Raw genomic sequence first — 13,027 nt, 5'->3', positions numbered from 1 at the left:
ATAACGCGCCGGCTCGCGCGTGGCCACGCCCGAAAAACGGATTGTCGAGGTCGAACGATTATCGCTGCGAAGCGGAAACCATCGCAAGTATCGCGAAACCGAGGCGAAGAGGGCGCATGTCGGCTACCCTGGGCGTATGGCTGCTCTACCTGCCGAAGTCGCGACTTCGCGTGCGTCCATCGACGACATCGATCACGCGATCGTGGAGCTTCTTGCACGAAGGCGAGCGCTCGTGCTGGACCTTTTTGCGAAGAAACGAGCGCTCGGTTTGCCCCTTTTCGACGAAGCGCGCGAATCTGCGCTCATCGCAGAACGCTGCGAGTATGCCGAGCGCCTGGGCGTTCCAGCGAGGTTCGTCGAGGCCGTTTTCAGGCAGGTTTTGGAGGATAGTCATAATCTTGACGTCGTGGACTGACGCATCCGCGTGTCGGTACGGTAATGGTTCGCTTTTGTCCTGACGTAGGTGCGCTGACGACCCGCGCGACACGTTGACAAACAGCACGGCATGTCGACATCTCGTATCGCCCATCAAAGCGTCCTCGGCTAGAGTACGGCCCGTGGATTCGGATGTCTTCGGCATCGTAGGTTCGACTCAGGCCGGATTTTTCCGCATCGATCGTGTCGTCGCCGAAGGCGGTTTCGGGGTCGTTTACCAGGCATTTCACACGGCATTTCGAGCGCCGGTGGCGCTCAAGTGTTTGAAGGTGCCGGACACGATGACCCCGGCCGATCGGGACCAATTTCTCGAAAGGTTCCGCGAAGAGGGCGAGATGTTGTTTCGACTTTCTTCGACGAGTCCCGCGGTCGTTCGCCCGCTTCACGTCGACGCGCTCACGCTCGAAGGTGGGCGGTTTGTCCCGTTTTTGGCGCTCGAGTGGCTCGAGGGCGAACCGTTCGACGTGATCATTCATCGTCGTAACAAACAAGGGAAAGCCCCTTTCGGCATTCGAACGCTCGTGCCGTTTCTTCAGCCGGTCGCGCATGCGCTCGCGCAAGCTCATGCACTCTCGACGTCGGCAGGGCAGGTGGCGATCATTCATCGGGACATCAAGCCCGACAACATATTCATCGTTCGGCAGCACGGGCGCGAGAGCGCGCGAATCTTGGATTTTGGCATTGCCCGGGTGAAAAGCGCGGCATCGCTGCACGTGGGGCAATCGACGTCGAGCTCGGCGCTCGATGCGTTCACGCCGCGGTATGCGTCGCCCGAGCAATGGCTCCCCAAACGATTTGGACAAACCGGTCCGTGGACCGACGTTTGGGGTATGGCATTGACGATGGTCGAAGCGCTGACGGGAGAGCCACCGATTGCAAACGACGACGTCGCAGCCATGATGGGCATTGCGCTCGACCCGGCGTTTCGACCGACTCCGCGCACCTTGGGAGCGCAAGTGCCCGACGCCGTGGAAGCGGCGTTTTTGCATGCATTGGCGGTGGATCCACGTGAGCGGACACAATCCATCGAAGCGTTTTGGACCGAGCTCGAAACGGCGCTGGAAATGCCTTTGTCATTTCAAACAACCATGCGGCCCGTATTGTCTTCGGCGGCATCCATTCCCCCGCCGCCCATGTCGCGGAGTTTGGCCGAGACGCAGCTTGCCGCGAATTCCGCTCCTTCTGAAGCCGCATTGCTCCCCATCGATGCCATTCGCGTGACGCCAAACGAGCGCTTGAGTCCATTGCCGCCTGCTCGCATCAACGTGACGCCGCAAGAGCGTGCGAGCCCATTGCCTGCTCGAATCAACGTGACGCCGACCGAGCGCACGAGTTCATTGCCGCAGCCTCGGATCGACGTCGTGCCGACCGATCGCACGAGCCCTCTGCCGCGAGCTCGTGTCAACGTGACGCCGAACGAGCGTATCAGTTCGCAACCGGTCGATCCATTGCTCGTGGATGTGGACCTGACCGCAAAAACCGCCGCGCAGCGAATGCCAGCGGTGGAAAAAGCGCAAACTCGGCCATATCGACAGGAGGTGGCGGCCCCGGAATCGGTCCTTCCAGAATCGCAACGCGCGCTGGATTGGACGGATATTTGGGCACGATTGCGTTGGCCTGCGTATGTCATGCTGCTCTCGCTCGGGATCATCATTGCCGAATTGTATTACCCGCGCATGACCAGCAGCGCGCTCGAGTCTTTTGGCGTACGACCCATGTGGGCAGCAGCAGCCGTCGCGACCGTGGCCTTGTCGTGGGCGTGCGTTCGCCTTTTCTTCGGGCGGTAATTCCCTTTCGACGTCAACATCAAAAATATGTGCTCTACAGTACGTCCCATTCCATGCGGGACAATCGCTGCCGTTCGTGCTAGCCCAGTCGTTCGATGATTCCGCTGCTCGATACTGTTCGCAAAGCTTGTCTGCCGGGTCTTTATGCCGAGGGAGTAAATCTTGCCCGTGATGGCGCGGTGGTTGTCGAAGAAGAGTTGCCATCGGAAGTCACCTTGCGGATTCGTGTCCCGGGGGTCGTCGTTGCACCGACGGTCGTGCTGTTCTTGGACGATGGCGAATGGGGGTGCGACTGTGGTGGGCGATTCGATCCTTGCCAGCATGTTGCGGCGGCGGCGATTTTCGTGGCGCAAAACCCAATAGCTGCGCCGGTGAAGCAGAAAAAGAGGACGAGCACGGCAAAAGCAGCGGCCGAGGACAAGCCGCCCAAGGAAGCTCCTGCCAAGCTCGGTTATAAATTCACCAAAAAAGCCGGAACTTTGTTCCTCGATCGCGTGATCTTGTCGTCCGATGGTCCCGAACAGCCATTTCGAGGGTCGCTCACGACGCGCGTGACCAAAGGTGATTTGCCTTTTTTGCCCACCCACGAAGACCTCACGATCGATCGCATGATGACGACGTGGAAGGGGAACGTCGTTCCTACGGGTCGCATTCGTGAGCTCTTTGGGCTTCTCGAGACGACGAAGACCATTTTTCTCGATGGCAAACCCATTGCCGTTTGCAAGGAAATCGTGCGTCCGACGACCATCGTGCAAGATGGCAAAGAACAGGGCGTGCAGGTGCGTGTCGAAAAAGACCCGTCCGTCGATGCGGTGATTGCGCGCGGGGTGGCTCGATGCGGAAACGTCCTGCGGCCGCTTGGCGATACGACGTTACCTGGCGAACAATGGGAAAGGCTGCCGCTCGAACGATTGGTCGGTCGCGAGCAGCTCGGGCAGTTCGTGACGAAGATATTGCCGGACCTCGAAAAGCAAACGCATTTGTCGGTCGTGACGAAGCGGCTGCCCGGCGTGGGCAAGAAAAGTCGCCCGCGCATCGAAATGGAGTTGTCCCAGGACAAACATGCGCTCTCCGTATTGCCGAGGCTCGTGTACGGGCGTCCGGTCGAAGCGCGTGTGGATGGTAACATGCTCGTGCACGTGCAGGGGCCCGTGCCCATGCGCGACGAAGCCGAAGAACGTAAGCTTGCGGCAAAATTGCGCGACGAGCTCAATATGGTTTTCGGGCGGCGCGTGCATTTCGATGGGGACGCGGCGCTGCGTTTCGTCCAAAAATTGAAAGATTTTCGGGCCGGCGAACAGGGCGAAACATTCGAAGAAATGTTCGGGCATCGGGAGCTCGTGCCGCGGTTCGACGTGCAGGGCAATTCGTTCGACGTCACGTTCGATTGTGCGCCCGAGGAAGGCGATGGAGGCGAGCCGCGTCGAGCCTTGGGGGATGCCGTCATTCGCGCCTGGAAAGATGGTCTCGACATCGTGCCGCTCGAAGGTGGAGGTTATGCGCCATTGCCTTCGGATTGGCTCGACAAGTACGGTGAACGCGTGGCGGATCTATTGGCCGCGCGCGCGGAGACCGACGATCACTCGATTCCGCCGGCCTTGCTTCCGACGCTCGCGAAACTGTGTGACGAAATCGATGCTCCCAAGCCGCCCGGGCTATCGATGCTTCTCCCGCTGCTCGATGGTTTTGCCGGAATACCCGAATCTCCCTTGCCCGAGGGGCTTCAGGCGACGCTGCGTCCGTACCAAAGCCGCGGCGTGGATTGGTTGTCGTTCGTGCGTGACACGGGCCTTGGATGCATTTGGCCGATGACATGGGTCTTGGTAAAACCCTTCAGGCACTGTGCGCGATTCGCGGGCGAACCCTGGTCATTTGTCCCAAAACGGTGCTCTTCAATTGGGAAGCGGAAATTCGCAAATTCCGGCCAAATTTGTCGACGCAGATGTACCACGGGCCAAAACGATCGCTCGATGCTTCGGTCGACGTCACGCTGACGACGTATTCGATGCTGCGTATGGATGTGGACATTTTATCGAACATCGAATGGGATGCCATCGTGCTGGACGAGGCGCAAGCCATCAAAAATCCCGACAGTCAAGTATCGAAGGCGGCGTTTACGTTGCGCGGTCATTTCAAGTTGTCGCTGAGCGGTACGCCCGTCGAGAATCGTCTGGACGAACTTTGGAGCCAAATGCATTTTGCCAACCGCGGGCTGCTCGGCGGGCGAAGCGATTTTCGCGAGCGATATGCTCTTCCCATCGAAGGCGGCGATTTGGATGCATCGCGGCGTTTGCGCGACAAGATTCGCCCGTTCGTGTTGCGGCGCATGAAACGCGAAGTGGCGCCCGAATTGCCGCCGCGAACCGAGCGCGTGCTCACGGTGGAGCTCGATGAAAACGAGCGAGCCGTCTACGATACGGTCCGAGCGGCGACGCTCCCCGAAGTGGTGAAACGTTTGTCCGAGGGCGGCAACGTGATTCTGGCGCTCGAGGCATTGCTTCGCATGCGGCAAGCCTGTTGTCATGCGGCGCTCGTGCCTGGACAAAAGGCGTCGGGGTCGTCCAAAATCGAGGCGCTCGTGGAGGCGCTTTCCGATGCGGCGGCCGACGGCCACAAGGCGCTCGTATTTTCGCAATGGACATCGCTCTTGGATTTGGTCGAGCCTCATTTGGCGGCGGCGGGCATTACGTGGAACAGGCTCGATGGGTCGACGACGGATCGCGGCTCCGTGGTGAATGCATTCCAAGCGGAAGGTGGCCCGTCCGTGATGCTCTTGTCGCTCAAAGCGGGCGGCGTAGGCTTGAATTTGACGGCGGCTGATCACGTGTTCTTGCTGGATCCTTGGTGGAATCCGGCCGTCGAGGATCAAGCGGCGGATCGTACGCATCGTATTGGTCAGGACAAACCCGTGTTCGTTTATCGTCTCGTCGCGAAAGACACGGTGGAGGAGCGGATTTTGACATTGCAGGAGAAGAAGCGGGCGATTGCAGATGCGGCGCTCGGCGAAGCGGGTCGCGCGACGAGCATCACGCGCGAGGATTTGATGGCGCTGTTTTCGTGAGCTTCAAGGCTTCGCCCGTAATGAGCATCCGTGAACACCCACCTCCTCGAAAACGCCAAACACGCTCGTGAACGCATCGAGCGTGGTGAAAGCGCTGCATCGTGGTTTTCCGAGGCGCTTTCAAACGTGCCGCCGCTCGACCGTGATGCGTGGATCGACGAGGTATTCAATCTGGGCACGCTTCCGGAAGATGGCCCCGCGCTGCCGAGTGGATGCGTGCCGTACCTCCCGTGCTCGGTCGATGCGCTCTTGCGCACGGCAAAACATGCACGCATCGGTCCGCACGATGTATTCGTCGACATCGGTGCGGGCGTGGGGCGAGCTGCGGCATTGATGCACCTTCTGACGGGCGCGTCGGCCATTGGAATCGAAATTCAGCCGGGGCTCGTCGCTCGTGCGCACGAGCTTGCGACGCGCCTTCGATTATCGCGTGTTTCGTTCGTGCAAGGCGACGCCGTGGAGCTTGCCAGCGAGTTTGTCCTGGGCACGGTGTTTTTCCTCTATTGCCCATTCAGTGGGCAGCGCCTCGTCAGAATGCTCGGTCGACTCGAAGCCATTGCGCGTGCTCGGACGATTCGAGTCTGCTGTGTGGACTTGCCGCTGCCTCCGTGTTCGTGGCTCGAGCTCGAAGCGCCGCATTTTCCGGATGTTGCCATGTACCGCAGCACGCGATTGCAATGAACGTCAAGGAATGTCCACTTCGACCTTCGTTTGCGTGGGATACTCGAATTTCGTTTCGTATTCCGTGAGCGTCAGGTCTTCTTCGTACACGCGCACGGTCAGCTTGTATTCGCCTGCGTCGCCATCTTGCCGGCGCACGCAATTGGAAAAGCACGAAGCGCCTGCATTGGCTGCGGGACACCCCTCTTGCGCCGCATCCACCGAAACGTACACGACGCCATCCCACGTGAATGACTTCGACCCGCCGGGCTCGAGCGGCATCAGGCCTACGTCCATGCATGTCGAATCGCAGCTTGCTGGGGCCGTGTTGCAGAGCAATACCGACGGGTTTGCCGGAGCGTAACCAAACGTCGGCGAAAGGACGCGAAATGGGGAATCGCACTTCGTGGCGTAATGCCGAGGTGTCGTGGCGCCACTGCGGATGACGATTTCCACGGGCGTCGCCTTGCCCGTATCGGCATGGTCACAAGCGGTCAGAGGAGGTGGGTCTTCGCTGCAACCGGCAAGAATGACGGATACTGCAGCGAGGGCGAGGGGAAATGGAATGTAGTGTTTGATAAGCGAAGTGGGCATGGGGCAACGTGCCCATCTTACCGCGTGATGGGCGCGGCGCCGCTATCGTCGAGCTCTTCGTTCACGTCGACGGGGTCGCTTTCTGTTTCAGCTTTGCCGTCCCGAGCCGGTGGATGGTCGCTGTCTCCGCTCAATGCATCGGCGAGCGCCCACAAAGATGGTGGAACTTCGGGATCCGCATCTGCTTTTGCGGCGCGTGACAAGAAAATGCCCGCGGGCTTGTCCGTCGCAGCAGCTTGGGGTCGAGGCGTGTGCGCTCGAGTCGGCTTGGGCGTGGTCGCAACGCGTCGTGGAGGCGTGCGCATCGCCGCCCGCTGTTTGCCCTTTTTCGCGACCCGCGCTTTGCTCGGAGCACCCTTGGCGTACTCCACGCACGTCTTCTTCATCGATGACGGGCACGAGATCCGCACGTGAAAATGATCGTCGTGCGGCAGTCCTCCCGTCGGTTGCATCATCGCGATCGCCGCGCGCACGTAGACCGCACGCGACACGCCACGCGATCGCGCATGCGCAAGCAGCGCGTGTTTGATCGGTTCCGCGACGAACACGTGACTGACGCGCGCTTTGCGATCGAGCAGCAAATTCTGCAAAAATAGCCAGTTTTTTGCGACATCGAAACGAGCGCCGGGGATGCCTTCGGCCGCGAGCTTGTCGTCGATCTTCACGAACGACGGCCGCGCCAGAGGTTTTCCCCGCGCATCGACGAGGTAGAAACCGACGTCGGCATCACGACCGCTCTCGTGCGAATGATGTCGCGCAAGCTCGCCGCCGCCGCGTCGTGACAAGTCGCCGACGCCGAGCACCGCGCCCGGATACTTCTTCGCGACGGCTTTGGCTGCGTTCTCGATCGCGTGTACGAGCGCGGGCAATCCCCAGCGCGTATCGCGAGCTTGGTGCGTCGATATGCCACGAAGGTACGGCTTCGACAGATCCAGACGAATGCCGCCTTCGAGGCGTCCTTCGTTCGGAGGCCCGACCGAATCGGATCGCACGGGCGGCGGTGCAGGTATGGTCGCCTTGGGTGCCGAGGCCTTTGCCGTGCGTCCTGGGCGCGCTGCCGTCGATGCTTCGGCTTTTGCGCGTCGCTGGGTGCTTTGCGGCTTCGGAGCGCTCGCTCGCGACGTGGCTGCTTTGGGGGCTGCTTCTGCCGGCTGAAAGGGCACGCTGCAGAGCGCCAGAGTGAAGGTGAGGGCGAGAAATCGAAGGGGGCTTCGCACGAATCGGGACATACGCCCCTCGGTTCGGTGGGGCCAAGTTTCGCGACCGATCATGATTCGCTCTGGCTACCTGCCCTCGGCTCTGGTAGCACTCGGCGCGTATGAACAAGGTTTACCAGAGCGCGCTCGATGCATGTCGGGACATCCCCGATGGCGCGACGATCCTTGCCGGGGGGTTTGGCCTGTGCGGCATCCCCGAGAATTGCATCGCGGCGTTGCGGGAGCTCGGCACCAAGAACCTCGTGGTCGTGTCGAACAACTGCGGCGTCGACGACTTCGGCCTGGGCATTTTGCTCAGGAACAAGCAAATCCGAAAGATGATCTCGTCGTACGTCGGCGAGAACAAAGAGTTCGAGCGGCAGTACCTGACCGGTGAGCTCGAAGTGGAGCTCACGCCGCAAGGAACGCTGGCCGAACGCATTCGTGCCGGTGGCGCGGGCATTCCGGCGTTTTATACGCCGACCGGGGCGCACACGGCCATCAGCGAAGGCGGTTTGCCCGTGCTCTACAATCCGGACGGCTCGGTCAAAAGTATTCCGACAAGAAGGAAATCCGCTCGTTCGATGGTCGCGATTACGTCCTGGAACCTGCCATTCGCGGTGATTATGCCATCGTGAAGGCGTGGAAGGCGGACAAGAGCGGCAATCTCATATATCGTCGCACGGCGCGAAACTTCAATCCAATGATGGCCACGGCGGCCAAAATCACGATTGCCGAGGTCGAAGAGATCGTTGAAATCGGACAGCTCGATCCGGACACGATTCACACGCCGGGCATCTACGTGCATCGCTTGATCAAGGGCGAGAAGTACGAAAAACGTATCGAGCGTCGGACGGTTCGAAAGCCTGCCGGGGCGGTATAAGGAGTCATCATGGGCCTTTCGCGAGAGCAGATTGCACGCCGCGCGGCAGCCGAGCTTCGGGACGGATACTACGTCAACCTCGGCATTGGTATGCCCACGCTCGTGGCGAACTACATTCCTGCGGGAATGAATGTCGTATTGCAGAGTGAAAACGGGCTGCTTGGAATCGGGCCGTGGCCCGACGAAGGTTCGGAAGACGCCGACCTCATCAATGCCGGCAAAGAAACGGTGACGATGACGCCGGGTGCAGCCACGTTTTCGAGCGCCGAGAGCTTCGAGATGATTCGAGGAGGCCACATTGATTTGGCCATTCTCGGGGCGCTCGAAGTGTCCGAAAATGGGGACCTTGCCAATTGGATGGTTCCGGGCAAGATGGTCAAGGGCATGGGTGGTGCGATGGACCTCGTCGCATCGGCCAGGCGTGTGGTCGTCATCATGGATCATGCGGCCAAAAATGGTGCGCCGAAGATTTTGCGAGAATGCGCGTTGCCGCTCACGGGGCGTCGCGTGGTGCATAGGATCATCACGGATCTCGCGGTCATCGACGTGACGGGCGAGGGGCTCATTTTGCGCGAGCTTGCGCCGGGCGTGAGTGCGCGTGAGGTGCAGGGAAAGACCCAGCCATCGCTGCTGATACCGCACGACGTCAAAGAAATCGATCTCGGCGGGTGACGATGAATTGGCCGGGGAAGACGTCGCCGGGCGCGCACGAAAAACGCACGATTGGCGCGGGTGTATTTCGGCGTTGTGAAGGTTGCGCGGAAACGATCACCGCGGACGATCTCGAAGCGAATTTCGAGGTTTGTCCGCGGTGCGGCCACCATCACAAGCTCGATGCATCGGGTTTTCGGCGATTGTTATGCGACGACGGTGAGCTCGAGCCTTGGGACGAACACCTCGAACCTTGCGACCCATTACACTTCAGCGATGGACGCGCGTACAAGGAACGCATCGCGATTTCGCAGAGGAAAACCGGCGTCCGTGAAGCGATCGAGATGGGTCGAGCGCGACTCGACGATCGCCCCATTGCGTACGGTGCATTCGTTTTCGCCTTCATGGGCGGCAGCATGGGATCGGTCGTGGGGGAAAAGATCACGCGTCTTTTCGAACGAGCGGCCGATGAAGAATTGCCCGTGGTGCTCCTGTCCGCGTCCGGGGGCGCGCGCATGCAAGAGGGCATTTTGTCGCTGATGCAAATGGCGAAGAGCGTCTCGGCGCTCGAAAGGTTTCGCCAGCGAAAACTTCCATTCATCTCCGTGCTTTTGCACCCGACGACGGGGGGTGTCGCGGCAAGTTTCGCATTTTTGGGGGATGTCAATATCGCCGAGCCCAAGGCGCTCATTGGTTTTGCCGGACCACGCGTCATTGAAAACACGATACGACAAACCCTTCCGCCTGGATTTCAGCGGGCCGAGTTTTTGCTCGAGCATGGAATGGTCGATCTCATCGTTTCACGCCTCGAGATGAAGCAATCGATTGCGTTGCTCCTCGAACATTTGCGTAATGGTACGCAGCTTCGGCGGGAGCGCGGTTCTTCTCCACGGCGATGACCTCCGCGCGCCTTTTGCCCTTTCTCGAATCGCTACCACAGCGGGCTCGATTCGGCATGGTGCTCGGTCTGGACCGCATGCACGAGGCGCTGGCCAAATTGGGCGATCCTCACCTTTCCATTCCGTTCATTCACATTGCGGGGACGAACGGCAAGGGCTCGACGAGTGCCATGGTCGAGTCGATCCTGCGAGCGGCAGGCTTGCGTACGGGGCTTTATACGTCGCCGCATCTCTGTCGATTGGCGGAGCGCGTGCGCATCGATGGCGAGCCTTCGGACGACGACATGTTTGCCGAGGCGCTCGAAAAGGCGACGGCGGCAGCCCCTGAAAATGGTACTTTTTTTGAAATTTTGACGTTGGCAGCGTTTGTCACGTTCAAACTTGCGCGTGTCGATGTCGGCGTGCTGGAGGTTGGGCTCGGTGGGCGTCTCGATGCGACGAACGTCGTGCCGCGGCCGCTTGCGACGGCGATTACGTCGATTGCATTCGATCACGTGTCGATTCTCGGGTCGTCGCTTGCCGACATTGCGCGGGAAAAAGCGGGCATTTTTAAAATGGGCGTGCCCGTGGTGCTCGGGCCGCTTGGCTCCGAAGCGCAGGCCGCGGCGCTCGAAGTAGCGACGAACGTGGGCGCATCGCCCGTCGCGTCTGTGGGGCGTGAAATCAGCGTCGCAATGGCGGCGGATTCTGTGGAAATCGTCCTGCCATCGGGCCGTCGTGTGCAAAGTGCGTTGTCGCTCGAGGGAGCACATCAAGCGGCAAATGCGGCGGTTGCGGCGGGTTTGTCCGAATTTGCGGCGATGTCGTTTCCGCAGATTGGGCCGGCGATCGACAAGGGTTTGTCGCTGACGCGTTGGCCTGGCAGACTCGAAAGGATCGATCGAGACGGTAAGCAAGTGCTGCTCGATTGTGCGCACAATCCAGATGGGGTCGCAGCGCTCGCGGCGCACGTGCGTGCTCGGGGCTTTTTGCCGGACAAAATTGTGCTTTTGTTTGGGGCGCTTGGAGACAAGGCATGGACGACGATGTTGGACATGCTGGGTCCGCTTGCGAATCGTCGCGTGTATGCAGCGCCGAAGGGGCGAGCGCCGGCGCCGCTATCGGAAATGGCGGAGCGGCATCCGGGGGAGGTCGTGAGTGATCCGCGTGCGGCGATAGGCCGAGCGCTTGAAATGGCGAGGGCAGGGGATTTGGTGCTCGTGGCGGGGTCGATTTTTTTGGTGGGAGAAGTGCGAGCCGAGCTTTTGGGGCTCGAATGCGATCCGATCGTGGCGCTATAGAATTTGCGAGCTAGCCCTTTGCTCGTTTTTCCCATCACTTGCACATCCTCGCCTTCCCACGTACCATCTGCGGCCATGAGTGTTCGCGCGTTCGACGTCATCGTGATTGGCACGGGTCCCGGCGGGGAAGGGGCCGCGATGAAGTGTGCCAAGGAAGGCAAGCGGGTATGCGTGATCGACGAGCGGTCCGAAGTGGGCGGCGCATGTACGCATACCGCGACGATCCCTTCGAAGGCGCTTCGTCACGCGATTCAGCGTCTCGTCGAGATGCGTGACGTGCCAGGTATGCGGGGCGTCTCGGTTCAGCCATCGTTCGGCGAGCTCTACAGGACGGCCAGCAGCGTCATTGGGCGACAAACCAGCATGCGCCAGACGTTTTACGAGCGAAACGATGTGGAAGTCGTCGAAGGACACGCTCGGTTCGTCGATCAACGTACGGTCGAGGTGGACCAACCAAAAGGCGCGACCGATGTGCTCACGGCCCAGCATTTCTTGATTGCATGCGGCTCGCGTCCCTATCACCCGCCCGACGTCGATTTTACGCATCCACGCATTTACGATTCGGATCGCATTCTCAACATGCAAGAAACGCCGCAATCGATGATCGTCTACGGCGCGGGCGTGATCGGTTGCGAATATGCGAGTATGTTTCGAATGCTCGGCGTGAAGCTGAATCTGGTCAATACACGTGATCGGCTGCTGTCGTTTTTGGACGACGAAATCGTCGATGCGCTCGCGTATCACTTGCGTGATCTAGGGTGCTTGATTCGACACAACGAAGAATACGAGCGTGTCGAGGGGCTCGATGATGGCGTCATCTTGCACATGAAAAGCGGCAAAAAAATCAAGGCCGACGTTCTTTTGTGGGCCAACGGTCGGTCCGGCAATACGAATGACATGGGCCTGGAAAAACTGGGTATCGCCGTTGATTCACGCGGAAACATCAAAGTGAACGAGGCGTACCAGACGGCGGTGCCGCATATTTACGCCGTGGGTGACGTGGTCGGTTTCCCTTCGCTCGCAAGCGCAGCCTACGATCAGGGCAGGTTTGCCGCGACGCACATCGTCGAAGGAAGGCTCGAATTCGGTCTCGTGGCCGATATTCCAACGGGCATTTACACGTCGCCTGAAATTTCGTCGGTGGGAAAAACGGAACGCGAATTGACCAAAGCAGGCGTACCCTACGAAGTGGGACAAGCTCAGTTCAAGTCGCTCGCGCGCGCGCAGATCACGGGTCGCACCGTGGGAATGCTGAAGATTCTGTTTCATCGCGAAACGCTGGAGCTTTTGGGGGTGCATTGTTTTGGCGACAATGCGAGCGAAATCATTCACATCGGCCAAGCCATCATGTCGCAGCAAGGAAAAGCGAATACGCTCCTCTACTTCGTGAACACGACGTTCAATTACCCGACGATGGCCGAGGCGTATCGAGTTGCGGCGCTGAACGGGCTCAATCGCGTGTTCTGAATCCGTTCGTTTACATTGGATTCGAGCGCGCGGCCGACTGTGATTCCAATTCACATCACCTTGGAATTTCGAGCGGAGCATTACCGAATGCAGCGCGAAGTTCCGGTGGCGTCT

General features: G+C 59.8%; 9 protein-coding genes and 2 pseudogenes. 9 read left to right on the top strand and 2 right to left on the bottom strand.

What is annotated here, in order from left to right; all coding sequences use genetic code 11:
• Positions 1-19: 19 nt before the first annotated feature.
• The 4 genes and pseudogenes from IPM54_11110 to IPM54_11095 all read left to right on the top strand — a co-directional run bounded on the left by IPM54_11110 (position 20) and on the right by IPM54_11095 (position 5,964).
• Positions 20-415 carry a chorismate mutase gene (locus IPM54_11110; GenBank protein MBK9260370.1) on the top strand — a complete coding sequence of 132 codons (396 nt, stop codon included), beginning with the start codon at positions 20-22 and terminating at the stop codon, positions 413-415.
• A gap of 142 nt (positions 416-557) precedes the next feature.
• Entirely contained in the window at positions 558-2,222 is a 1,665-nt protein-coding gene (locus IPM54_11105; GenBank protein MBK9260369.1) for a serine/threonine protein kinase, read from the top strand.
• Between the two features lie 95 nt (positions 2,223-2,317).
• Positions 2,318-5,283 (top strand): annotated as a pseudogene (locus IPM54_11100) (DEAD/DEAH box helicase).
• A gap of 30 nt (positions 5,284-5,313) precedes the next feature.
• The gene (locus tag IPM54_11095; protein ID MBK9260368.1) at positions 5,314-5,964 is read left to right on the top strand and encodes a methyltransferase domain-containing protein; all 651 of its coding nucleotides are present in this window, start codon (positions 5,314-5,316) and stop codon (positions 5,962-5,964) included.
• Positions 5,965-5,967: 3 nt separating this feature from the next.
• On the opposite strand, the gene IPM54_11090 is transcribed toward IPM54_11095, so the two are convergent.
• Both IPM54_11090 and IPM54_11085 read right to left on the bottom strand, forming a co-directional pair.
• Positions 5,968-6,537 (bottom strand): hypothetical protein, encoded by a 570-nt coding sequence (locus IPM54_11090; protein MBK9260367.1) that lies wholly within the window; start codon positions 6,535-6,537, stop codon positions 5,968-5,970.
• 17 nt (positions 6,538-6,554) lie between these two features.
• Complete coding sequence (locus IPM54_11085; protein ID MBK9260366.1) at positions 6,555-7,754, bottom strand: penicillin-insensitive murein endopeptidase; 1,200 nt, start codon at positions 7,752-7,754, stop codon at positions 6,555-6,557.
• A 101-nt stretch (positions 7,755-7,855) separates the two neighbouring features.
• On the opposite strand from IPM54_11085, the pseudogene IPM54_11080 reads away from it, so the two are divergent.
• From IPM54_11080 to sthA, 5 genes and pseudogenes are all read left to right on the top strand, one after another.
• Positions 7,856-8,616 (top strand): annotated as a pseudogene (locus IPM54_11080) (CoA transferase subunit A).
• A 9-nt stretch (positions 8,617-8,625) separates the two neighbouring features.
• Positions 8,626-9,288 (top strand): CoA transferase subunit B, encoded by a 663-nt coding sequence (locus tag IPM54_11075; protein MBK9260365.1) that lies wholly within the window; start codon positions 8,626-8,628, stop codon positions 9,286-9,288.
• 2 nt (positions 9,289-9,290) lie between these two features.
• Positions 9,291-10,166: an acetyl-CoA carboxylase carboxyltransferase subunit beta gene (locus tag IPM54_11070; GenBank protein ID MBK9260364.1), complete on the top strand. Its 876-nt coding sequence runs from the start codon at positions 9,291-9,293 to the stop codon at positions 10,164-10,166.
• Entirely contained in the window at positions 10,163-11,446 is a 1,284-nt protein-coding gene (locus IPM54_11065) for a bifunctional folylpolyglutamate synthase/dihydrofolate synthase (GenBank protein MBK9260363.1), read from the top strand. The genes IPM54_11070 and IPM54_11065 overlap by 4 nt, the downstream gene beginning before the upstream one ends.
• Before the next feature lie 75 nt (positions 11,447-11,521).
• Positions 11,522-12,913: a Si-specific NAD(P)(+) transhydrogenase gene (gene sthA / locus IPM54_11060; protein ID MBK9260362.1), complete on the top strand. Its 1,392-nt coding sequence runs from the start codon at positions 11,522-11,524 to the stop codon at positions 12,911-12,913.
• Positions 12,914-13,027: the final 114 nt, after the last annotated feature.

The sequence above is a fragment of the Polyangiaceae bacterium genome (genome assembly GCA_016715885.1).
GTDB lineage: Bacteria > Myxococcota_A > Polyangia > Polyangiales > Polyangiaceae > Polyangium.
The sequence above is the reverse complement of the archived record's forward strand: the minus strand, read 5'-3'. Positions and strand labels throughout refer to the sequence as shown.